Source organism: Rhodoblastus sp. 17X3 (genome assembly GCF_030056575.1).
In the GTDB taxonomy this organism is placed as follows: Bacteria; Pseudomonadota; Alphaproteobacteria; order Rhizobiales; family Beijerinckiaceae; genus Rhodoblastus.
Genome location: NZ_JASHHX010000001.1, coordinates 505938 through 528899 on the forward strand (window position 1 = coordinate 505938; position 22962 = coordinate 528899).

The following is a 22962-nucleotide window of genomic DNA, read 5'->3' on the forward strand; positions in this document are numbered from 1 at the left end:
ACAACCTTTTGCGAAGCGGTCAGTTCGACGCGCTTTTATCGGCGCCGGGATGTCCCTCGGCGGAAAATTGCGCGAAATCCATCTTGCCGACTTCGATCGCCGCCTTGGTGCGGCTGTAAACATTGAGCTTGCGCAGGATTTCGGAGACATGGGCCTTGACGGTGGTTTCCGCCACGCCAAGTTCATAGGCGATCTGTTTATTTTGCAGGCCGGCGCGGATCATGTCGAGCACGCGCAATTGCTGCGGCGTCAGGTCCTGCAACCGGCGCAGCATGTCGCCCCGCTCGATCTCCGAGGGCTGCGGCTGATTGATGTCGCGGAATCGCTCCGGCAGATAGATCGAGCCATTGAGGACCTCGTTGATGGCGCGGGCGAGTTCGCCCTTCGACGTCGCCTTGGAGACGAAGCCAGCGGCGCCGAGCGCGAGCAGGTCCCGCACCACGCGCGGGTCCTCATGCGCCGAGACGACCATGATCGGGAGATGCGGATGGGCCGCGCGCACCCGCACAAGGCCGGAAAGGCCCGTCGTGCCGGGGAGAAAAAGATCGAACAGGCCGAGATCGAGGTTCTTTTCCCTGGCCAGCACGTCGAGCGCCTCGTCGATGGTCGTGGCCTCGAAAATCTCGCATTGCGGACGCTCCAGCCGCACGGCGCTTTCCAGCGCCTCGCGAAACAGGGGATGGTCGTCGACAATCAGAATGCGCGTCATTTGGCGTTTCCCGGTCCCAGCCTCATCTTGAACGGCGATCAAACCCGCCGTCCAAATCGCCCGGCGTTTCGTCTGTGGAAAGGTCCGGGCGAATATTCGTGAATGTGCGCCTTGACGGCGCCGCGCGCAAGTCGCGTGACGGACCAGTCGGCGCGGAAAGATAAATCCGCGCAACAGGATGGCGCCGCGCGACAAGCAAAGAGCGGCCGGGCGTTGGCGCGGCCGCTCGATTGGCATGATCGTTGAAGTCGCCGGCGATGGCCGCTTTCTGGCTTGCGCCGGAAAGCGGCCGGATCGTCTTACTTGGCGGCAGACTTTTACTTGGTCGCCGACTTGGGCGCGAGCTTGAACACCCAGTAGGAGCCGCCCTGGTTGATGCCCTTGAAGGTCTTGGCGACTTCGCCGCCCCACAGCGGAACCGCGCCGCCCCAACCGGCGGCCACGCCGACGAGCTGCTCGCCGTCCTGTTCCCAGCTGATCGGCGGCGCGACAATGCCGGTGCCGACGTTGAACTTCCACAGGACTTCGCCGTTCTTGGCGTCGAAGGCCAGCAGATAGCCTTCCGGGTTGCCGGTGAACACAAGACCGCCGGCGGTGGTCAGAACGCCAGCCCAAAGCGGAGCCTTGTTCTTGTATTCCCACACCACCTTCTGGGCGACCGGGTCGATCGCCTTGAGCGAGCCGATGTGGTCGTCGAAGATCGGCTTGATGTTGAAGCCCGCGCCGAGATAGGCCGCGCCCTTCTTGTAGACGACCGGCTCGTTGTGGATGTCCATGCCCCATTCGTTCGACGGCACATAGAACAGCTTGGACTGGTCCGAATAGGCCATCGGCATCTGGTTCTTGCCGCCGAGGAAGGACGGAACGGCGAAGACTTCCTTGCCCTTCTTGCCATCTTCGGACTTGGTCGGGTCGCCCGGACGGTTGTCGTCGTTGTAGATCGGACGACCGTTGGAATCGATGCCCTTGGCCCAGGAGATCTTGCTCACGAAGGGCATGGCCGAGATGAACTTGCCGTTCGTGCGGTCGAGGACATAGAAGAAGCCGTTGCGGTCGGCGGTGGCGCCGGCCTTCACGGTCTTGCCGTCCTTGGTCATTTCGAACGGAATGAACTCGTTCACGCCGTCGAAGTCCCAGCCGTCATGCGGCGTGGTCTGGAAGCCCCAGACGAGTTCGCCGTTTTCCGGATTGATGGCGAGGCGCGAGGACGTCCACTTGTTGTCGCCCGGGCGCAGCCAGGAGTTCCAGGGGGCCGGGTTGCCGGTGCCGAAGAAGACCATCTTGGTGTCGGCGTCATAGGTGCCGCCGAGCCAGGTGGCGCCGCCGCCGGTCTTGTACATGTCGCCGGCCCAGGTGTCGTTGGCCTTGCCGGTCATGGTCGTTTCTTTGCCCTGATAGGTGCCCGTCAGGCCCTCGAGGGTCGGACGGCTCCAGACCAGTTCGCCGGTGTCGACGTTACGGGCTTCGACGCGGCCGACGACGCCGAATTCGCCGCCGGAGACGCCGGTCACGATCAGCGTGCCATTGGCCTTGGTCGGGACGATCAGGGGCGCGGCGGTGTTGGAATAGCCAGCCTTGAAGTCGTCAATGGCCTTGTGCCACACGACTTTGCCGGTTTTGGCGTCAAGCGCGTAGATCTGGGCGTCGAGCGTGGTGAAAAAGACCTTGTCGCCGAACAAAGCGGCGCCGCGGTTCACGACGTCGCAGCAGGGCATAATGCCTTCCGGCAGACGGGCGTCATATTCCCAGATCTTTTCGCCGGTCTTCGCGTCGATCGCGAACAGGCGGCTGTAAGAGCCGGTGATATAGATGACGCCGTCATGCACCACGGCCTGACCTTGCTGGCCGCGCTGCTTTTCGCCGCCGAAGGAGAAGGACCAGGCCGGAACGAGGTTCTTGACGGTCGTGGTGTTGATCTGGGTCAGCGGGCTGAAGCGGTGGGCCGCCAGGCCGAGACCATTGGTGACGACCTGCTTGGCGTTAACGCCGTCGGCGAGCAGGTCCGCGTCTGTGACGCCAGCGGCCAACGCGGCGCCGGCGAAGGCCATCCCCAACACGGAGACGCCAGCAAGAAGTGTGCGTTTCATCATTCCCATTCCTCCCAAAGAATTGCTCCGGAGCGACCGGCGCCATTTGATTTGGCTCGGCGGCTAACAGGCCGCCGGACCAGGACCGGACCCGGTCATTGTTCTTGCGCCGGCGGACGCCACGTGACGCCGTAGGACGCAAAAATCTTTTTTAATTCGCCTGACTCGGCCAAGTGTGCTGTCGCCTTGTCTATGGCCTCGGCCAGGTCGATTGCGTCTGCGTTGACCGCGCCGCCAATTGGCCAGCTCTGGGCGAGGCGATGCGGCGGAAAAATGATCGTGACGGGCTTGCTGCTCTGATGGGCCAGATTCTCCACCAGCGCCGATTCCCCGTAGAAAGCGACGACATCACCCTTTTCGAACGCCTGCGCCGCCTTGTCCTCGCCGCGCACATGCACGATGTTCGAGATCAGCTTGTGGTCGCGCGCGGACAGGAGAATGATGTCCGACAGGGTGCCGAGATCGACCGCGACCTTTTCGGTTTCGAACAGCGAGAAATCCTTGGCGGCGTCGGCCTTGCCGGGCTCCACCGCCATGGCCAGGCCCTCGACCTGATAAGGCGCGGTCAGCTTGATCTTGTCATTGGCCGCCTCGACCCGGGGATCGTTCGGCACATGCAGCATGACGTCGCCGGGCTGCTCGCCCAGCAGCGAACCGCGCGACACGCCATTGCGCAGATCGACGTCGATTTCATCGCCGGCGCGCAGGAAAAGATAGTCGACCTTGGTCCCGAGCGCCTTCGCCAGAGCCGCGCCGATTTCGACGTCGATTCCCTTGCGGACGCCATTTTCTTCCCACGACCACGGCTTGTAGTCGCGATAGACCGTCACCCGCAGGACGCCCGCGGATTCCACAGCTTTAAGCGCGCGGCCCTGCGCCATTTGCGGCGCGACGGCGCTGCAAATGGCTGCGAGGAAAAGCGCTGCGCGGAAGATCGCGCGCATGTGGCTCAGTTACCCTGGTAGCGGGAGTCGAGATAGGTGCGGATCGACCACATGGCTTCCTGGGACAGAATGCCTTCGAAAGCCGGCATCTTGGTGACGCCATTCTGGGTGAACCCATGACGGATACGGCCGATGAACCAGGCGTCGCCCTCTTCGCCCTTGTCGAGATAGCGCAGATCGGGCGCGAGGCCGCCAGACTCGGCCTCGATGCCGTGGCAGCGGGCGCAATTCTGCGCGAAGCCTGAATGGCCGATTTTCTCCGCGAGCTCATTGCCGCGATAGGGGTTCTTTTCCAGCCATTCCGGACCGAGCGGCGGCAAGCCGGTGGTGTCGACGGGCTGGGGGGTCACGTCGCCATGCGCGAGGACGCGCTGGGCGCCGAACACGGACAGGCAGACAGCAAGGGAAATCCCGAGAGTGCGGGTCATAAACGCCACGTTTTTCCTCCAAATTTTGGCCCGATCTTAGAGCGCGGCGGCGCGAGGGAAATTGTACTTTGGCGCCCTTGATGGAGGAGGGTGGCGCCAACCGCCGCGCAGGGCTCAAACGGGGCTTTTCTCCCGGGCGCGTTCGATTCGCCGCGGCGTGAAGCCGGCGACTTCTTCGGCGGAATCGCGCGCCGCGATTTCCGCGATCAGGTTGTGGCGCGGCGATTTCGAGCAGATCGGATCGCAAGCCGCGGCGTCGCCGACGAGCGCCATCGCCTGGCAGCGGCAGCCGCCGAAATCGACCGCCTTGCGCTCGCAGGAACGGCAGGGCTCCTGCATCCAATCGTCGCCGCGATAGGCGTTGAAGCCGGGCGAACTGGCCCAGATCTCGGCCAGGCTCTTTTCGCGCGCGTTCCAGAATTCGAGGCCGGGAATCGTTTCCGCCGCATGGCAGGGCAGCACCTTGCCCTGCGGCGTGACATTCATGCTCATCCGGCCCCAGCCGCTCATGCAGGCCTTGGGAAATTTCGCGTGATAATCCGGCGCGACATGGTCGATGACGATCTGGCCCTTGTAGCGGATGCGGCGCTCCTCGACCTCGGCATAGGCCTTTTCGCTCTGCTCGCGCGTGGGCATCAGATGGGCGCGATTGTGCAGCGCCCAGCCGTAATATTGCGTGTGGGCGATTTCGATGCGCCGCGCGCCGAGACGCACCGCGAAATCGACCATGTCCGCGGCGCGCGCGACATTGGCGCGATGGATCACGGCGTTGATGGTCAGCGGCAGGCCTTCCTCGGCCACCCAGCTTGCGACCTCGAGCTTCTTGGCGAAGCCGCCCTCATAGCCGCCGATCCAGTCGGCGCTCTTCGCTTCGGCGTCCTGAATGGAAAGCTGCACGTGATCGAGTCCGGCGGCCGCGAGTTCGGCGAATGACGCCTTGGTCAGGCCAACGCCCGAGGTGATGAGATTGGTGTAGAGGCCAAGCCCGGCGCAATGCGCCACCAGCTCGCGCAGGTCGCGGCGCGATGCGGGCTCGCCGCCCGACATGTGCACATGCAGCACGCCGAGCGCCGCCGCCTGGGTGAAAATGTCCTGCCACGCCTCGGTCGGCATTTCCGTTTCGCGCCCGCCCATTTGCAGCGGGTTGGAGCAATAGGGGCAGGCCAGCGGACAGCGATAGGTCAACTCCGCGAGCATGGCGGAGGGCGGCTGGAGGGCCGGCGCTTGAACCGGAACCTGGTTCGAAACTTGGGCCGAAACCTGGGGAGCTGTTTGCGTGGTCATAGGCCGAGCATCCGCTTTTCGAGCAGGCTGTTGAGCAGGCTACGCACGTCGCGTTCGATCAGCGTGCGATCCGCGGAATATTTCTCCGCGAGATCGTCCACGATCGTGGACAGGGCGGCGTCGCCGTCACAGCGTTGCAATATGTCGACGCTGATGGCGTTGAGGCGCAGATAGCGCTCGGGGGCCAGCAGCACCCAGGTCTTGCGGACCTGGTCGTTCTTGAGTTTCACGCCACGCAACAGATGGGGTCGCGACTCCGGCGCGAGTTCTTCGACGGTCACGGCCGGCCCTCCGCCAGATCGACGCGCATGCCGTCATAGCCGATTTCCCAACCGGCAGCCTCGACCTGCGCGCGCTCCGCCGAATCGTGGCGAAGCGCCGGATTGGAGTTGTTGATGTGGACGAAAACGCGACGCTTGATGTCGAGGCCGTCGAGCGAGGCGATCGAGCCCTTTTCGCCGTTCATGGCCATATGGCCCATGCGCCACGCCGTTTTCGGCAACAGGCCGAGCCGGATCATTTCGTCGTCTTCAAAAGTCGTGCCGTCGAAGAAAATCAGGTCCGCGCCATGGAGCCGCTTGCGCAATGCGTCTGTGATGCGGGCGCAGGAGGGCATGTAATAGAAACGCCGGTCGCCCTGGCGGATTTCGACGCCGACCGTGGTGTCGCTTTCGGCGCCCAATTCGATCTCGGCTTCGTTGCGCGATTCGAGATAGAGCGGGATCTTGCCCGGCGCGACAAAGGGCGTCAGCGTGAAGCCAAGGCCGGTGTCGACCACCTGCTCGACCGCCACCGTCTCGCGCTTGACGGCGTCCGCGTTCAGCACGCCGAACACGCCGCCAATCGTATTGGCCATGACGCTTTTCGTCGCCCACAGCGTGAAGGGCTGGACCTCGCGCATGACCAGCAGGCCGGCGATGTTGTCCACGTCGCCATTAGGCGCGAACACCCCCTTGATCGGCGAATGACGCGGCGCGATCTTCGGGTGAAGTTCGGGATTGGCGATGATCTGCTGGCGCAGGTCGGGCGTCGCCGAGAGCACCACCCAGTCTTCGCCATTGGCGCTGACGGCGACGCTGCATTGCGAGCGCTGCGCGATCCGGCCGTCGCGCGCATAGGCGAGCCGGCAGTTTTCGCAGAGACAGTTCCATTGCGGAAGGCCGCCGCCCGCCGCCGATCCGAGCACAAGAAATTGCACGTGAACGACCTTATTCCCAGTCTTGGCTCTACGCCGGTGGCGCTATGCCGAATTTTGGCTCAAATCGAACCGCACGGGCCCCGGAGGCGCCCGGACATGATCGCAGCAAGCGGCCTCGCGGCCCGATGATGGCGATATAACAATCCGGCGTCCAATGCGTCAGGCCGCGGCGAGAAAATCGTAAGATTTTCGTCAAGCAGTGCGGTCCCGTCATAAAGGTCCGGCTACGCTCGCTCGGCTAGTCGAAACAGCTCGTATTGGCAGGCTCCAAACGCGCAAAAACCTCACCGGTCGCGTTGGCGTCCGATGAGGCGAATGACGCGCAGGCGGTCGCTGCGATCAGATTTCAGCCGACATATAGCTGGTGACTTCCATGCCGACGCAAACTTCGCAGGCTTCGGGGGCGGTCCAGGTAACTTCCGTCATGTTTTCCTCCAGTGAAGATCTCGCGCGGCCGATGCGCTCGAGGGATAGGCTGCGTTGTATCGCAGTTCTGCTTTCAAGGCCTCTATCCCTAAGCGAAGATAGGGCGCCTCGCAACAGCGTCTACGGCGCCAAAGTATGAACCCGCCCTTAGATTTGGCTCAAGGCCCCGGCGCCCGGAAGACCCCCGCTTTGCGCGGTTTTGGCGACGTTATTGCTTTTCTGCTATATCGGCTGCTTCAGCATGGCAAGATATGCGCCGTTTCGTTCCCGGTTCGGCCAAGTGCAATGGCACTAAAGAGCAGTATCGGAATTTTGAGAATGGGGACTAAATTGCCGCCCGTTGAACGCAGCGCCCATAATGCGTGGCGGCCCCGGGGAGGTCATTCGTCAATTGAAGACCGCGCAAGCGATGCTCTGGCGACGCCCGCGACCTTTGCTTGATATCCGTGATTGGGTTCTTGATGTCCGTGATTGGCTTGGCGCCGAAGGCCTTAACGCCGAAAGCCTTGGCGACGGCGTCGCCAGGCATTGAACCCGCGCCGTCAACATGCGGACGCTTTCGGGGCGTCAACTGAAATTCGAGCGGTTTGGCTTTTCGGTTCTCGCGCCCCGGCGCACGGACGAAAGAGCGGGCCGCTTTCGACAAGCGTCGCAAGGCGCGCGAATATGGAGGAAGGTCATGTACCAGGAAGCTGTAGCCAATCTTACCGGCAAGAATCTGATCAAGGCGAAGTTCGACAATTTCATCGGCGGCAAATGGGTCGCCCCGGTGCAGGGCCAGTATTTCGATAACATCAGCCCGGTCAGCGGCAAGGTTCTCTGCCAGGTCGCCCGCTCGACCGCGCAGGACATCGAACTCGCCCTCGACGCCGCTCACGCCGCCAAGGACAAGTGGGCGCGCACGCCCGCCGCCGAACGCTCCAAGATCCTGCTCAAGATCGCCGACCGCATCGAGGACAATCTCGCGACCATCGCCCTGGTGGAAACGCTCGACAACGGCAAGCCGATCCGCGAGACGACCTATGCCGACATCCCGCTCATGGTCGATCATTTCCGCTATTTCGCCGGCGCGCTGCGCGCGCAGGAAGGCTCGATTTCCGAAATCGACCACGACACCATCGCCTATCACTTCCACGAGCCGCTCGGCGTCATCGGCCAGATCATTCCCTGGAACTTCCCGCTGCTGATGGCCGCCTGGAAGATCGCGCCGGCTCTGGCCGCCGGCAATTGCATCGTGATGAAGCCCGCCGAACAGACGCCCGCGGGCATTCTGGTTCTGGTCGAGCTGATCTCGGACCTGCTGCCGGAAGGCGTTCTCAACATCGTGAACGGCTTCGGCGCGGAAGCCGGCAAGGCTCTGGGCATGAGCAAGCGCATCGCCAAGATCGCCTTCACCGGCTCGACCGTCACCGGCAAGATGATCGCGCATTACGCCGCCGACAACCTGATCCCCGCGACACTGGAGCTGGGCGGCAAGTCGCCGAACATCTTCTTCGCCGACGTGATGGACGCCGACGACGAATATTTCGACAAGGCGCTCGAAGGCTTTGCTCTGTTCGCTCTCAACCAGGGCGAAGTCTGCACCTGCCCGAGCCGCGCCCTGGTTCAGGAATCGATCTACGAGAAGTTCATCGAGCGCGCCGTCAAGCGCGTCCAGGCCATCAAGCAGGGCAGCCCGCTCGACATGAGCACCATGATCGGCGCCCAGGCCTCGAACGAACAGCTTCACAAGATCCTGTCCTATATCGACATCGGCAAGCAGGAAGGCGCTGAATTGCTGACCGGCGGTTCGCGCGCCAATCTCGGCGGCGAGCTGGAGCAGGGCTATTACATCAACCCGACCGTGTTCCACGGCAAGAACAGCATGCGCATCTTCCAGGAAGAAATCTTCGGACCGGTTCTGTCGGTCACGACCTTCAAGGACGATGCCGACGCGCTGGCGATCGCCAACGACACGATCTACGGCCTCGGCGCCGGCGTGTGGACCCGTAACGGCAACCGCGCCTATCACTTCGGTCGCAACATTCAGGCCGGTCGCGTCTGGACCAACTGCTATCACGCCTATCCGGCCCATGCGGCCTTCGGCGGCTACAAGGAATCCGGCATCGGCCGCGAAACCCACAAGATGATGCTCGACCATTATCAGCAGACCAAGAACATGCTCGTCTCCTATTCGACGAAGGCGCTCGGCTTCTTCTGAGAACGTTACGGCGCCCCGGTCCCGGCCGGGGCGTCTCCGATGGATGCAAATTTCAAGATTGCGCGGCGCCTGAAACGCGCCGCGCAATTTTTTTGACGCCAAGGCGCGACGTCCGAATCTGGAATGTGTTTTCGTGGCGATAGCCAGGCAATCGGAGGAAGCAATGTCCGCGCCCGCACGCATCGAAGTCACCGCCGAGGCCCTGCTCTGGATCGACCGCCTCAGAGAAAAACATGGTCCGTTGATGTTTTATCAGCACCATGGGTGTTGCCAGGGCGGACCTGCTCCTGTGTGCCTTCCCGAGGGAGAATACAGACTGGGCGACGCCGATGTTCTGCTCGGCGAAATTGGCGGCTGCTCCTTTTACATGAGCGGATGGCAATTCGAGCAATGGCGGAACATACAGACGATCGTCGACGTGGCGCCAGGTCAAGGCTCGGGCTTTTCCATCGAGGGGCCAGAGGGCGTATGTTTCTTCACGCGCCTGCGTGTGTTCACCGACGCCGAAGTCGCGCTGCTGGTCGAGGCGGACGAGCCTCCCACTCTGGGATCGGGAAACGCGCCGCGCCATTTTCCCGTCGCCGGAACATGATCCCGAAAATGGGTCGCTGATTTTCGTAAAGGAACATGCCGGCGAGTGGAGCGCCGCCTGGACCAGACCATGCGTCCAGCCGGTAAATTCCAATCCGGCGCGCTTAAAGGCGAAGCCAACCGAGGTACAGATGTCCGCGCCCGCACGTATCGAAGTCACCGCCGAGGCCTTGCTCTGGATCGCCATCCTCAAGGCCAAGCATGGTCCGCTGATGTTTTATCTCTCCAGCGGTTGCTGCGAGGGCTCATCGCCCATGTGTTTTACCAAGGGCGATTACCGCGTGAGCGAAGCCGACGTTCTGCTCGGCGAAGTCGGCGGCAGCCCTTTCTATTTGAGCGCGCAGCAGTTCGAATATTGGCACCATACCCAGATGATTCTTGATGTGACTCCGGGCCAGGGCTCCGGATTCTCGCTCGAGGCGCCGGAAGGCGTGAGCTTTCTGACCCGCAGCCGCGTTTTCAGCGACGCGGAGGCCGCGGAGCTGGCGGCGGCTGGAGACCCCCCGCGCGCTGGGTGAGCGCCGATGCAGGTCGCGCGGAATGAAGGCTTCATGCCGTCCGGAAAACGCGCTAAACCGGGCTCCATGATGACGTCCTCCGCTCCCGCCGACCGCCTCGTGCTCGCTCTCGCCCAAGTCAATTGCGTCGTGGGCGCCATTGACGCCAATCTCGACAAGGCGCGCGCCGCGCGCCGGGAAGCCGCCGCTTTCGGCGCCGATCTTGTCATGTTTTCGGAACTTTTCCTCGCCGGCTATCCGCCGGAGGATCTGGTGCTGAGGCCGGCGTTCCAGGACGCCTGTCGCGCCGCGCTGGAGGATCTGGCGCGCGATACGGCGGATGGCGGGCCGGCGGTCCTGATGGGGCTGCCATGGATGCAGGACGGCGCCTGCCACAACGCCTACGCCTTGCTCGACGGCGGCCGCATTGTCGCCGTGCGGTTCAAGGTCGATCTGCCCAATTACGGCGTGTTCGACGAGAAGCGCGTGTTCCAGCCCGGCCCGGCGCCCGGCCCGGTCGCCTTTCGCGGCGTGCGCCTTGGCCTGCCGATCTGCGAGGATATCTGGGGGCCGGACATCGTCGAATCCCTGAGCGAGACCGGCGCGGAAATCCTGCTTTCGCCCAATGGCTCGCCCTATTGGCGCGGCAAGGATTCCGAGCGCCTCGCTATCGTCACCGAGCGGGTTGTCGAAAGCGGGCTGCCGCTGGTCTATCTCAACCAGATCGGCGGCCAGGATGAACTGGTGTTCGACGGGGCGAGCTTCATCGTCAATGCCGATTGCGCCCTGGCTGGCCGCTTGCCGGCTTTCGCCGAGACTGTGGCCAAGGTCGTGTTCCGTCGCGGCGGTCACGGCTGGTTCTGCGAGGAGGCGCCCAGCGCGCCGTCGCTGGACGACGACAGGGCGGATTATTCCGCCTGCGTGCTGGGCCTGCGCGACTATGTCCACAAGAACAATTTTCCCGGCGTCGTCCTCGGCATGTCGGGCGGCGTCGACTCGGCGCTCTGCGCAGCCATGGCGGCGGATGCTCTGGGTCCGTCCAGCGTCCACGCGATCATGCTGCCCTATCGCTTCACGTCCGGCGAATCGCTGACGGACGCGGCGGATTGCGCCAAGGCGCTCGGCCTGCGCTATGATATCCTTCCGATCGCGGCGGCGGTCGAGGGCGTCGAGGCGGCGTTGGCGCCGCTCTTTGCGGGAACTGAGCGAGGCGTCACCGAAGAGAATATCCAGGCTCGAGCGCGCGGCATCCTGCTGATGTCGGTATCCAACAAATTCGGGCCGATGCTGGTGACCACCGGCAACAAGTCGGAAATGTCGGTCGGCTACGCCACGCTCTATGGCGACATGAACGGGGGCTTCAACCCGATCAAGGACCTTTACAAGACCCAGGTGTTCCGCCTGTGCGGTCTGCGCAACGGCTGGAAGCCTGACGGCGCGCTGGGGCCGCAGGGCCTCGTGATCCCGCAGAACATCATCGACAAGCCGCCGACCGCGGAACTGCGCGAGAACCAGAAGGACCAGGACTCCCTGCCGCCTTATGACGCGCTGGACGATATGCTGGAATGCCTGGTCGAGAAGGAGATGCGCCTCGTCGAGATCGCCGCGCGCGGGCATGATATCGAGATCGTGAAAAAGATCGAGCGCCTGCTCTATCTCGCCGAATACAAGCGCCGCCAGTCGGCCCCGGGCGTGAAGGTGACACGCAAGAATTTCGGCCGCGACCGCCGCTATCCGATCGTCAATCGCTTTCGCGACAAGGGCGTCCCGGCGCAGCTGCCGGATTTCTTGATCGCGCCGGAAAGCCCGATCGGTTTCAGCGAGCGCTTCGAGGACTGATCGGGGCGGCTTGCGACGCCCTTTTGGGCTCAGGCGGCGCCGTCGACCGTCTCGTCGGCGCCTTCGCGCACGGACATGGAATTGCCGAGCCAGACGAAATCATCGCCCAGCCAGCCGTCAATCCAGACGATTGGGAACAGCAGGTCGCGCAGCATGAAATAAAGCGGCGAGAGCGGGCTCGTCGGCCACCCCAGACGCCAGCTGACCAGCGTCTCCGGCAGTTGCCAGGCGGCGGCGACCAATGCGGCGACCGTCCAGGGCTCAAAGCCGAAGTCGCGCGCCGCATAGGCGCCCGCGAGGATCGGCAGCAGCGAACCAGCGAGGATTTCCGGCGCATACATGCTGGGGAAGCTGGCTCGGCGCAGGCGCGCCCAGCGGGTCTGGCGCTGATAGATGGAGCGCAGGGTGCGCTTGCCGAGCGGCTGGCCGAAGGGGCGGTCCACCAGCGCGACCTTCATGCCGGCGTTGCGGACCAGCTTGGTCGCGGCGGCGTCCTCGGCGATTTCAGAGGCGAGGACTGCGACGCCGCCCGCCTGCTCGACGATCTCGCGCCGCCACATCATGCTTTTGCCCTGGGCGAAGCCCATGCCGATGGCGTCGGCGCAGAACTGCCAGCGCGCCTGGAAGGTGTTGAGGAAGGCGCATTCGAGCTGGGCGCGGAAGCCGTCGGGCCATACGCCGAGCGGCGGCGAGCAGACCAGACCGATGTCGGGACGGAACCGGACCAGCATCTGCTGGAGATAGTCTTTCGGCGCCAGCACGTTGGAATCCGCCAGCACGATCCATTGATGCTGCGCCGCCTGCCAACCCTTGAAGCAATTGTTGAGCTTGGGATTAGGGCTGATGGGGTCGTCGCCGATCAGCAAGCGGCCGCGCCCTTCGGGCTGCCCGGCCAGCAGCTTCTCGATCAGCGGAATGATGGGGTCGTTCTTCTTCTGCACGCAGAAGAGGACCTCATATTCGGGATGATCGAGCTCGAAAGTCGAGCGCAGCGTCTCTTCCGAGAATGTCTCCAGGCCGCAGACGGGCCGCACGATGCTCACCGGCGGGGTGGGACGGTCGACGCCCGTTTGCAACAGGCGCTCGGCGAGCGGCTCGGGGCGGCGGCGGCAGCGCCAGCCCGCGAGGCCGAGCGAGAAGGCGTTGAAAAAGGTCATGAACAGGCAGAAAGCCGCGGCGATATATCCCGTCATTCAGCCAATCTCTCTTTTTCTTCGCCTCGATAGCGAGGCTTTGGCTCGCGAATGAGGCTTCATTTTGACACGCCGTCCTTTTGCCGGAATTTAACCTTTGGGAAAGGGACCTCTATGTCAATAGCCCAATCTGCAAGCCTCCATTGCGCTTATGCGGAAAATTCTTCACCGTTCTATGACACGAGCGTCCGGCGGCGCTATGTTGCGCGCGTGCGGAGGGTAAACGCTCGGCGATTTCCCAAAACGCCGCCGAGACGATAAAGATTCCCTATGATTCATCTGGCTCACCACACCCCTGGCTTCGCTGCGCCCGTCGTCCGATTCGCGCCGTCGCCCACCGGCCGCATCCATATCGGCAATGCGCGCACGGCGTTGCTGAACTATTTCTTCGCCCGCAAGCATGGCGGCCAGTTCATCCTGCGCTTCGACGACACCGACGCCGAACGCTCGACCGAGGAATACGCGCTGGGGATCGAGGTCGATCTCGAATGGCTGGGGGTCTCCCCGGACCGCAAGTTCCGCCAGTCCGAGCGTTTCGCCCTTTATGACGCGGCGGCGAAGAACCTGAAGGCCGCGGGGCGGCTTTATCCCTGCTACGAGACGCCGGACGAACTGGAGCGCAAGCGCCGCCTCCAGATCGCGCGTGGCGCGCCGCCGGTCTATGACCGCGCCGCCTTGAGCCTCTCGGCGGAAGAGCGCGCGGCGCTGGAGACCTCGGGCCGCAAGCCGCACTGGCGCTTCAGGCTCGAGCCGGAAGTCGTGCGATGGGACGATCTCATCCGCGGCGACAGCCATATCGATTGCGCCTCGCTGTCCGATCCGGTGCTGGTGCGCGAGGACGGCTCCTATCTCTATACGCTGCCATCGGTGGTGGACGATCTCGACTCCGGCGTCACCCATATCATCCGGGGCGAGGATCACGTCACCAATACGGCGGTGCAGGTCCAGCTTTTCCGGGCTTTGGGCGCGGCGGCGGCGCCGCATTTCGGCCATCACAACCTGCTGATCGGCGCGGACGGGCAGGGCTTGTCCAAGCGCACCGGCGCGCTCTCGATCGCCGGCCTGCGCGAGGCGGGCGTCGAAACGCTCGCCGTGGCGGCCATGGCGACGCTGACCGGCTCGTCCATCGCCGTGCACCCGGTTCACAGCCTGCCGGAACTCGCCGGCCTGTTCGATCTCGCCGCCATTTCCCGCAACAGCGCGCGGTTCGACGACGAGGAGCTGCAGGCGCTCTCGCAACGGGTGTTGCATGGACTGGCTTATGATTCCGTGCGCGACCGGCTGGAGGCGCAGGACATCGTGGGCTTCAAGGCGGAGCCGTTCTGGCTTGCCGTGCGCGGCAATCTGACCCGCTTTGCCGATGTCGCCGATTGGTGGAGCGTGGTGGAGGGCGAGGTCGGGACCGAGCCATTAACCGATGATTTCCGCGCCGGCGCGACGGCCGCCCTGCCGCCGGAGCCTTGGGACGAAACCAGCTGGGGCGCCTGGACCCAGGCCGTGAGGCAGACGACAGGGCTGAAGGGCAAGGCTCTGTTCCATCCGCTGCGGCTCGCCCTGACTGGCCGCGAGTCGGGGCCGGAACTGGCGAAACTGTTGCCGCTGATCGGCCGCGCCAAGGTTTTGGCGCGACTGGGGTCCTGATCCTCGTAACCCGGCTTAGAAATTAGGCCCGACGACCCGCACCTGACGGGGGGACCCGTCGGGCGCCGCGCTCTCGATCACCTTCTTGTCGGGCGACGGCGCCGCCGCCGGGGCGGCAGGCGCCGAGACAGGCGTCGGAGCAAGCTTGCGGTCGGTCGCCTTGCCCGGCTTGGGCGGCGAGGGCTGCGCCATGTCCCTGGATTGCTGCTCCGTGACGACCGTGTCGCTGGCCTTGGCGCCGCCCATCTCGTTCAGAACCTGTTCGGCATGGGCGAGCGCCTCGACCCAGCTCTGGTTGGGCGGCTTGCAGGCGCAGGCCGGATCGAAGGCCTTGGTGTATTTCAACGCGTTGGGCAGGTCCTGATAGGCCGTGCCGTCGGCGCCGAGCGCGGTGCTGATGTCGCTGCGCGGATTGCGGGTGAACAATTGCACCGGCGTGTTGGGGCACAGCGCCTGGCACATCTGCTGGAGTTCGTCGGTCGAGGCGCTGCGCGCGGAAAAATTCAGCGGGAAGAAGCCGCCGTCGCAGCTGCGCACGCAGAGGGCCTGCGAGCCGCCAATGGCGCCATTGCCGCTGCTTTCGGTCTGCGGCGCGTCGGCGACGACGCCATCCTCGGGCCGGCGTTCTTCGCCGAAATTGCCGAACAAGGTCTCGAAGAAATTCCTTTCGCGCGGGGCGGCCCCGCAATTCGCGTCATAGCGGGCCCGCAGCGCGCGCCTTTGTGGCGAATCGCCGGACGAGCGCGCCGAATAGGCGTCGAACTGGCTTTTCAAGGCTGCGATTTGCGCTTTCAGCCCGCCGCATTGCGGCGGCGGCGGGCTGCCGAAAAACAGGAATTGCTGGTTGTCGCAGCCCATTGCCTGCGCCCGGGACGTGGCCCGGTCGAGTTCGGCCCGAGCCCTGCGCGCGCCCGCCGCAGCGCCGGGATCGATGCTGACAGGCGCGGCCAGAGCCGCGCGCAATTGCTGGCATTCCACGCTTTGCGCCCCGGCTGGGCCGCCTTGCGCCAGGAAAGCGCCGACCAGCGCGAACATGGAGACGAGCAGGACCGACAGCCGCAATGCGGGCGTCGTTTTCCCGCCTCGGCCAAGAGCCATTGTCGTCTCCATCCTCAGGCGCCGGTTGGCGCTCGATTCCTGCCCGTCATTCAGCCGCGTCGGCCTCGGCGATCGAGGCGGCGCGGTCCTTCTTGAGCTTTTCCGCGACCAGGAAGGCGACTTCGATCGCCTGCTCCGCGTTCAGGCGGGGGTCGCAATAGGTCATGTAGCGCGAGCGCAGGTCCGCTTCCGAAAGCGCGCGGGCGCCGCCGGTGCATTCGGTGACATTCGCCCCGGTCATTTCGAGATGGATGCCGCCGGCATAGGTGCCCTCGGCGCGATGCACGTCGAAGAACGAGCGGATTTCCTGCATCACGCGGTCGAACGGACGGGTCTTGTAGCCGCCCGCGCTGATCGTGTTGCCGTGCATCGGGTCACACGACCACACGACCTTGCGGCCTTCGCGGGTCACGGCGCGGATCAGCGCCGGCAAATGGTCGCCGACCTTCTCGGCGCCGAAGCGCGCGATCAGGGTCAGTCGGCCCGGCTCGTTGGTCGGGTTGAGCAGGTCGATCAGTTGCAGCAGCCCGTCCGGCGTGGTGGTCGGGCCGCATTTGAGGCCGATCGGATTCTTGACGCCACGCATGAACTCGACATGGGCGTGGTCGGGCTGGCGGGTGCGGTCGCCGATCCAGAGCATGTGGCCCGAGGTGGCGTAAGGGTCGCCGCTGGTCGAATCCACGCGCGTCAGGGCCTGCTCGTAGCCGAGCAGCAGCGCCTCATGCGAGGTGTAGATCTCGGTCTGGCGCAGCTCCTGATGATGCTCCGGGTCAAGGCCGATGGCGCGCATGAAGCCGAGGGTCTCGGTGATCTGGTCGGCCAGCTTCTGGTAGCGCTCGGATTGCGGGCTGTCATTGACGAAGCCGAGCATCCAGCGATGGGCGTTTTCCAGATTGGCGTAGCCGCCGGTCGCGAAGGCGCGCAGCAGGTTGAGCGTCGCGGCCGACTGGCGATAGGACATCAGCTGGCGGCGCGGATCGGGCTCGCGCGCTTCCGGCGTGAAGGCGATGTCGTTGACGATGTCGCCGCGATAGGAGGGCAGCGCCACGCCGTCGATGGTCTCGGTGGGCGCGGAGCGCGGCTTGGCGAACTGGCCCGCGATGCGGCCGACCTTCACCACCGGCATGGCGGCGCCAAAGGTCATCACCACGGCCATCTGCAGGAAGACGCGGAAGAAGTCGCGGATATTGTCGGCGGAATGTTCGGCGAAGCTTTCGGCGCAATCGCCGCCCTGCAACAGGAAGGCCTCGCCGGCGCAGACCTGCGCCAGATGCTTCTTGAGCTTGCGCGCCTCGCCCGCGAAGACCAGGGGAGGGAAGCCCGAAATCTGCTTTTCGACATCGGCCAAAGCCATCGGGTCCGAGTAGGTCGGAACCTGAACGATCGGCTTGGACCTCCAGCTATCGGGCGACCAACGTTCCATGACGCGAAAAACTCCTTGGCGGCCCTTTTTGGGCCCCTCTAAGTGGGAAAGCGCGCTCTATACACCAGCGCATGCAAAGCGCCAAACCATTAACGCTTCCATGAACTCTTCATGGCGCCGGAAAGGGGCGGCTTTGCGGCGGCGCCATTTTTCGTTGACCGCGAATAATCGCGGTCAAGGAATCCCTCGCATGAGCTCGGCGGCGCAGTCGCGCCTAACCAAGGCTCACGGGTTCTCGCCTATGACCCTTGGCCTTACTCAAAAGCATAGGCGTCGAGGCTGATCGGGCCGACGAGGACATGGTGCAGCCTCTTGCCCTTCGCGCCTGGCCCGCCCGCGCCGAAGGCGAAGGGCAACGGCAGGAAATGCTCTGGCGTTGGGTGGTTGCGCAAGGCGTCCGGGCCTTTCTCCCAATGGGCGACGGCGTCGGAATCGCCCGCCTCGACCCGTTCGCACAGCCATTCGTTGAAGGTCCGCGCCCAGTCCGGGGTATCCTCGCCGCCGAAAAAGGCGCGCAAATTGTGAGTCGCGCCGCCGGAGCCGATGATCAGCACGCCGTCGTCGCGCAAGGGCGCCAGGGCCTGGCCGAGCGCGATGTGATGCGCGCCGCCCAGATTGGGCTGTGTGGACAGCGTGGCGACGGGAATATCCGCGTCGGGATAGATCACCTTGAGCGGAACCCAGGTCCCGTGATCATAGCCGCGCCCTTCCGACAGCACGGGCGCGAGGCCCGCCGCCTGCGCCAGCCCGGCCGCCTTTTCCGCGAGCGCGGGAGCGCCCGGGGCGGGATAGGTCATCTGGTAGAGCTCCGGCTCGAAGCCGCCGAAATCATAAATCATGCCCGGCTTCGCGCCTTTTTCGAACGTGGGCTGCGCGGTGGTGAAATGCGCGCTCATGATCAGGATCGCGGAGGGGCGCGGCCATTTCCCGCCGATGTCGCGCCAGACGTCGCGGGTGTCGCTGTCGTAGAGGATGAAATTCGGGGCGCCATGAGAGAGAAAAAGGCTCGGCAATTTGGTCATGGCGCGCGCGCGGCTCCAGCTTTGCGTTAAATCGGCGGCGAGGCCTTTTATTCTCAGCCTCCGACGTCATATAAGCGGCGCAACAAGGAGCGGCCAGCCATGACGTCCATTTTCCGGAAAAGCCTGCTTTGCGCCATTGCATGTCTGGCCGGGTGTCTGGCAATCAGCGCTTCCGCGCGGGCGGCGGACGACCCGGAATTGATTTTCCGCAAGTCGACCACCTTCAAGCTGCTGACGCCCAATGACAAGCTGGGCACCTACGCCATCGACGACCCGGCGGTGGCGGGGGTCGCCTGCTATTACACCGTGCCGGAAAAGGGCGGGCTCGCCGGCGCCTTCGGCGTGGCCGAGCAAACATCGGACGTGTCGCTCGCCTGCCGCCAATATGGCCCGATCCAGTTCAAGGAAAAATTCGCCCAGGGCGACGTGGTGTTCCGCGAAAGCCGCTCGCTGATCTTCAAGCGCATGCAGATCGTGCGCGGCTGCGACGCGAAGCGCAACGTGCTGGTCTATATGGTCTATAGCGACAAGCTGGTCGAAGGCTCGCCCAAGAATTCCACCTCGACCGTGGCCATCCAGCCCTGGGGCGCGGAGCCGGCCCCGAAATGCGGCGACTTCGTCAACGGATAAGCGCCGGGGCTGAACCCGGCGCTTATACCATGGCTCACAGGTGACAACCTGTGAGCCATGGTTAGGCGCGACCGCGCCGCCGAGCTTACGCGAGGGTTTCCCAGACCGCGATGAGTCGCGGACTGGGAGAATTGGTATTATTCAACACGTCTCGCGAATTATTCTCCGCAAGAGATGAAGACGTCGTCTTCCTTGATTCTCCGCGAGGGGGACGAGGTGACGGCGGATTTCTCAATGGTGGCCGTGATGTCGCCGGCACGGCCGAACGCCCGCGCGGCGCCGTGGCCATGGGCTTCGCACCAGGCGTCCGCCACGATTTTCGCGCAATCGTCGCCGCCTCTGATGCAATCCTTCACGCCATAGCCATCGTCGGCGCTGATGATGAAGCTGTTGTGGCCGAGCGCGGCGGGCGCGCTGGTTTCCGCCCGCGCCGCCGAGTGCAGGGCGGCGATGACGAACAGCCCGCCAAGCAGCGGAATCAGAATATGCGGAAAAAAGTCATGTTCGAATTCGTAGAATTTCATCGTCCCGGCTCACAAGAAAGCGCGGGTAGGGCGTTATTTCGGCCCGCTCCGCAACAGGTGCGCAGGACGCCATCATGAAACGGGGCGCATGAAGAAAGAGTTAAATTTAACTATACCAGTTTTCGTAGCGGCAGGATTTCCACAGTCTGGTAAAGGCGTAGAGTTTTTCTGTTCTTTCAGGTTCCGCAGAACGTTTCCAACACGCGCTCTTCGGGGCGCGGCGGCGTTTCGAGGTCGTCTTCCGGGCGCGCCGGCGGCGACGGCTCCAGAAAGGGAGTCTTCAGGGCCGCGCAAAGCCGCAGCGCGGGCGCGAGATCGCCGACATTGGCGGCGGAGAGCGCCTGTTCGACGCGATGGTTGCGCGCGATGACGATGGGATTGCTCGCGCGCATGAGCGCAAGCCGCGCCGGAAAGTCGTCGCCGGCGGTCAGGCTGCGCCATTCGGCAAGGAAATTCCCCGCTTCCTCGCGCGCTTCGATGGGGAAAAGGTCCAGAAAGGCCTGACCATTTGCGCCGCCGGCGAATTGGGTCAGGCGGCGGAAGAACAAGGTGAAATCCGCCTTTCCAGTTTCGAGCAGGCGCCAGAGCCGCGCGATGAAATTTTCGTTGCCGGGGTCGCGCGGTCTCAGGCCCAGCTTGCGCTCCAGCCCCTGGCCGAGCGCGGCGACATAGGCCGGCTGGAAGCCCTCCAGCGTCTCCTGCGCGCGCCGCAATGCGGTCGCGTCGTCCTCGTCGAACAGTGGCAGCAGGGTTTCCGCGAGCCGAGCGAGATTCCATGACGCGATCGGGGCCTGGCGGTCGAAGGCGTAGCGTCCGGCGGCGTCGATGGAGCTGAAGACCTGACGGCGGTTGTAGGAATCCATGAAGGCGCAAGGGCCGAAATCGATTGTTTCCCCGGCGACGGACATATTGTCGGTGTTCATCACGCCGTGGATGAAGCCGACCAGCATCCATTGCGCGACGAGCCTCGCCTGCCGCGCCACCACCGCCGCGTAAAAGGCGACATAGGCCTCCCGCGAGCCCGCGAATTCCGGAAAATGACGGGCGATGCAGAGGTCGGCCAGAGCGCGGGTGAGGATCGGGCCTTCGCCGCGGCCCGTATCCATGGCTGCGGCATATTGGAACGTGCCGACGCGGACATGGCTGCGGGCGATGCGGGTCAGCACGGCGCCCGGCTGGACGGCGTCGCGATAGACCAGCGCGCCGGTCGCGACCACCGCGAGCGAGCGCGTGGTCGGGATTTTCAGCCCGGCCATGGCCTCGCTGACGATATATTCGCGCAGCATGGCCGAAAGCGTGGCGCGGCCGTCGCCTCGGCGGGCGAACTGGGTCGGGCCCGAGCCTTTGAGATGAACGTCATAGGTCGCGCCGTCGGGCGCCGCGATCTCGCCGATCATCGCGGCGCGGCCGTCGCCCAGCAGGGGGTTCCAATGGCCGAACTGATGGCCGGAATAGGCGAGGGCGATGTTTTCGCGCCCCGACTGCGGCGGGCCGCCCGCGAGAAGCTCAAGCAATTCCTGTGTCGCCGCGCCCTCGGGCAGGCCGAGTTCCGCCGCGAGCGAGTCATTGAAGACGATCCATTGCGGCGCCGGCCCTGGCGAAGGCGGCGCGGCGGCGAAAAATTCCGGCGGCAGGGCGCGATAGGACGTTTCGCGGAGAAAATCTTGGGTCGAGGTCATTGTTGCTCCTGGCGCGGCGAAGCAGGAAGCGCGCCAATTGGTCAATGTTTGAACTGGGGCTCCGCGGGCGATTTCGCAAGACCCGCCGGCGCAAGACGGAATTCCGGCGCGGGATCGTGGAAACGGACGCCCCGAAAGACCGACAGATGGATCGCGGGCGCGCCGCCTGCCTGGATTTCAACCGGCTCCAGCAGCTCGATGGCGTCGAAAAAGCGTCCGAATCGTGCGCGCGCCTGGTCGAGCGACAGGTCTGGCGCGACAAGCAGAGCGTCCCAGCCGATGAAATCCTTCGGATCGCGCAGGAAGCCGAAGCCGCGCGGATCGTCGGACAGGCAGAGCACCGGCGGGTCGCCATGCAGTGCGTAATCGAGCTTGCCCGCGTCGAGCCAGCGCGTTGCGGCGACGAAAGTGTTGGCTTTGCGCCAGCCGCGCGCGTCAAGCGCGCGAGTGAAATCATCCCAGTCCAGCATTTCGACCAAAGGGTAGCGCGGGCCGGACAGGAAGGCCGGCGGCTGGCGCGACAGGGCCGCAACAATGCCCACTCCCGCGACCATGAAGCCCGAAGCCGCGATCAGGCCCCGGCGCAGCCAGGGCGCGCCCGCCTCCATGCGGGTCGCGATCTCGCGGCCAAGCAGAGGAAAGAGCATGAGATAGCCGGGGCCAACCCAATGGGGCAGGATTCGGCGACTCGACCAGAAGGCGACCAGCGTGAAGAGCAGGATGGGAAAGGCGGCGAGACAGGCCAGGAAAAAGTCTTTCTCCTGCGCCGGTCCCTGCGCCAGCGCCCGGAAAAACAGCAGCGCGAGCGGAAAATAGATCCATGGCGCGAATAGCAGCGATTGCAGGCCGATCAGAACCAGCGGCGCGACCAGATTGAGATGCGGCGCGCCCGAGCGGCCGCTCTGGAACAGGAAAGAAATCCAGCCATTCTGCGCGTTCCAGACGAGGACAGGCGAAAACACCAGAAGAGCGACGAGGCCCGCCGCATAGGGCCAGGGCGTGGCGAACCAGAAGCGCTGGCGTCGGCTGGCGAGCATGAACACGCCCGCCCCCGCGAAGAGCAGCACGCCGTGATATTTCGACAACATGCTTAAGCCGGCGTAAAGGCCCGCCAGCAGCCATTGGCGCGCCGCCAGGCTGCGATTCAGGCTGCAATCCGGGTCGAAAAAGACGCGCGCCAGCGCCAGGGCGGAAGCGAGCATCGCGGGGAGGAGCGGCGAGTCCGGCAGGATCCAGACGGCGTCGGCGAAGCCGAGCGCAGGCGAGAGCGCGAGGGCGAGTACGGCGTAAAACCCTGCTTCGGCAGAAAAAAGCCGTCGCGTCAGCGCGAAGGTCAGCCAGCTCGTCAAGCCGGACAGCAGCACGAAGGGCGCGCGCAGGGCGAGGGCGCTCTCGCCGAAAAGCTGCGCGGCAAGATGAGTCGCCCACCAGGCGAGCGGCGGATGGTCGAAGGTGCTGAGCGCCAGCGCGCGGGCGGTCGCGGCGGTATAGGACTCGTCCACGCCCAATCCTGTTGCACCTGCGAAAACGAATCTTAACGTTAAGACTC

General features: G+C 64.4%; 21 protein-coding genes. 6 read left to right on the forward strand and 15 right to left on the reverse strand.

Annotated elements, in window-relative coordinates:
- Positions 1 to 19: 19 nt before the first annotated feature.
- The 8 genes from QM467_RS02430 to pqqA form a co-directional block, all read right to left on the reverse strand.
- Positions 20 to 709 (reverse strand): response regulator, encoded by a 690-nt coding sequence (locus tag QM467_RS02430; protein WP_283364686.1) that lies wholly within the window; start codon positions 707 to 709, stop codon positions 20 to 22.
- A gap of 317 nt (positions 710 to 1026) precedes the next feature.
- Positions 1027 to 2805 (reverse strand): PQQ-dependent methanol/ethanol family dehydrogenase, encoded by a 1779-nt coding sequence (locus QM467_RS02435; protein ID WP_283364687.1) that lies wholly within the window; start codon positions 2803 to 2805, stop codon positions 1027 to 1029.
- An 86-nt stretch (positions 2806 to 2891) separates the two neighbouring features.
- Entirely contained in the window at positions 2892 to 3740 is an 849-nt protein-coding gene (locus QM467_RS02440; protein WP_283364688.1) for a substrate-binding periplasmic protein, read from the reverse strand.
- Positions 3741 to 3745: 5 nt separating this feature from the next.
- Positions 3746 to 4168: a cytochrome c-550 PedF gene (gene pedF, locus QM467_RS02445; RefSeq protein ID WP_283364746.1), complete on the reverse strand. Its 423-nt coding sequence runs from the start codon at positions 4166 to 4168 to the stop codon at positions 3746 to 3748.
- Positions 4169 to 4282: 114 nt separating this feature from the next.
- Complete coding sequence (gene pqqE, locus QM467_RS02450) at positions 4283 to 5452, reverse strand: pyrroloquinoline quinone biosynthesis protein PqqE (RefSeq protein ID WP_283364689.1); 1170 nt, start codon at positions 5450 to 5452, stop codon at positions 4283 to 4285.
- Positions 5449 to 5733, reverse strand: coding sequence for a pyrroloquinoline quinone biosynthesis peptide chaperone PqqD (gene pqqD, locus QM467_RS02455; RefSeq protein WP_283364690.1), 285 nt, complete (start codon positions 5731 to 5733; stop codon positions 5449 to 5451). Before pqqD ends, pqqE begins: the two co-directional genes overlap by 4 nt.
- A complete protein-coding gene (pqqB, locus tag QM467_RS02460; RefSeq protein WP_283364691.1) occupies positions 5730 to 6650 on the reverse strand; it encodes a pyrroloquinoline quinone biosynthesis protein PqqB in 921 nt (306 codons plus the stop codon). The genes pqqD and pqqB overlap by 4 nt, the downstream gene beginning before the upstream one ends.
- 339 nt (positions 6651 to 6989) lie before the next feature.
- A complete protein-coding gene (pqqA, locus tag QM467_RS19860; protein ID WP_446737721.1) occupies positions 6990 to 7076 on the reverse strand; it encodes a pyrroloquinoline quinone precursor peptide PqqA in 87 nt (28 codons plus the stop codon).
- A gap of 679 nt (positions 7077 to 7755) precedes the next feature.
- On the opposite strand from pqqA, the gene adh reads away from it, so the two are divergent.
- The 4 genes from adh (at position 7756) to QM467_RS02480 (ending at position 12203) form a co-directional block, all read left to right on the forward strand.
- Positions 7756 to 9276, forward strand: coding sequence for an aldehyde dehydrogenase (adh, locus tag QM467_RS02465; protein ID WP_283364692.1), 1521 nt, complete (start codon positions 7756 to 7758; stop codon positions 9274 to 9276).
- A gap of 163 nt (positions 9277 to 9439) precedes the next feature.
- Positions 9440 to 9868, forward strand: a complete 429-nt coding sequence (locus QM467_RS02470; RefSeq protein ID WP_283364693.1) for a DUF779 domain-containing protein — start codon at positions 9440 to 9442, stop codon at positions 9866 to 9868.
- Between the two features lie 130 nt (positions 9869 to 9998).
- Positions 9999 to 10385 (forward strand): DUF779 domain-containing protein, encoded by a 387-nt coding sequence (locus tag QM467_RS02475; protein ID WP_283364694.1) that lies wholly within the window; start codon positions 9999 to 10001, stop codon positions 10383 to 10385.
- A gap of 69 nt (positions 10386 to 10454) precedes the next feature.
- Positions 10455 to 12203 carry an NAD+ synthase gene (locus tag QM467_RS02480; RefSeq protein WP_283364695.1) on the forward strand — a complete coding sequence of 583 codons (1749 nt, stop codon included), beginning with the start codon at positions 10455 to 10457 and terminating at the stop codon, positions 12201 to 12203.
- Positions 12204 to 12232: 29 nt separating this feature from the next.
- Here the strand turns inward: QM467_RS02480 and QM467_RS02485 are convergent, their stop codons facing one another.
- On the reverse strand, positions 12233 to 13396 hold the full coding sequence (locus tag QM467_RS02485) for a ceramide glucosyltransferase (protein WP_283364696.1): 1164 nt from the start codon (positions 13394 to 13396) through the stop codon (positions 12233 to 12235).
- Between the two features lie 270 nt (positions 13397 to 13666).
- Between QM467_RS02485 and gltX the strand changes: the two genes are divergently transcribed.
- Entirely contained in the window at positions 13667 to 15037 is a 1371-nt protein-coding gene (gene gltX / locus QM467_RS02490; RefSeq protein ID WP_283364697.1) for a glutamate--tRNA ligase, read from the forward strand.
- A gap of 15 nt (positions 15038 to 15052) precedes the next feature.
- Here the strand turns inward: gltX and QM467_RS02495 are convergent, their stop codons facing one another.
- From QM467_RS02495 to QM467_RS02505, 3 genes are all read right to left on the reverse strand, one after another.
- A complete protein-coding gene (locus tag QM467_RS02495; RefSeq protein ID WP_283364698.1) occupies positions 15053 to 16135 on the reverse strand; it encodes a DUF2865 domain-containing protein in 1083 nt (360 codons plus the stop codon).
- A gap of 46 nt (positions 16136 to 16181) precedes the next feature.
- The gene (locus QM467_RS02500) at positions 16182 to 17558 is read right to left on the reverse strand and encodes a class II 3-deoxy-7-phosphoheptulonate synthase (protein ID WP_283364699.1); all 1377 of its coding nucleotides are present in this window, start codon (positions 17556 to 17558) and stop codon (positions 16182 to 16184) included.
- Positions 17559 to 17812: 254 nt separating this feature from the next.
- Positions 17813 to 18580, reverse strand: a complete 768-nt coding sequence (locus QM467_RS02505) for a dioxygenase family protein (RefSeq protein ID WP_283364700.1) — start codon at positions 18578 to 18580, stop codon at positions 17813 to 17815.
- Positions 18581 to 18679: 99 nt separating this feature from the next.
- Between QM467_RS02505 and QM467_RS02510 the strand changes: the two genes are divergently transcribed.
- Complete coding sequence (locus QM467_RS02510; RefSeq protein WP_283364701.1) at positions 18680 to 19210, forward strand: CreA family protein; 531 nt, start codon at positions 18680 to 18682, stop codon at positions 19208 to 19210.
- 158 nt (positions 19211 to 19368) lie between these two features.
- On the opposite strand, the gene QM467_RS02515 is transcribed toward QM467_RS02510, so the two are convergent.
- The 3 genes from QM467_RS02515 to QM467_RS02525 form a co-directional block, all read right to left on the reverse strand.
- A complete protein-coding gene (locus QM467_RS02515) occupies positions 19369 to 19734 on the reverse strand; it encodes a hypothetical protein (protein WP_283364702.1) in 366 nt (121 codons plus the stop codon).
- Positions 19735 to 19910: 176 nt separating this feature from the next.
- Entirely contained in the window at positions 19911 to 21413 is a 1503-nt protein-coding gene (locus QM467_RS02520; RefSeq protein ID WP_283364703.1) for a protein adenylyltransferase SelO, read from the reverse strand.
- A 41-nt stretch (positions 21414 to 21454) separates the two neighbouring features.
- Positions 21455 to 22915 carry a glycosyltransferase family 39 protein gene (locus QM467_RS02525; protein WP_283364704.1) on the reverse strand — a complete coding sequence of 487 codons (1461 nt, stop codon included), beginning with the start codon at positions 22913 to 22915 and terminating at the stop codon, positions 21455 to 21457.
- Between the last annotated feature and the right edge of the window lie 47 nt (positions 22916 to 22962).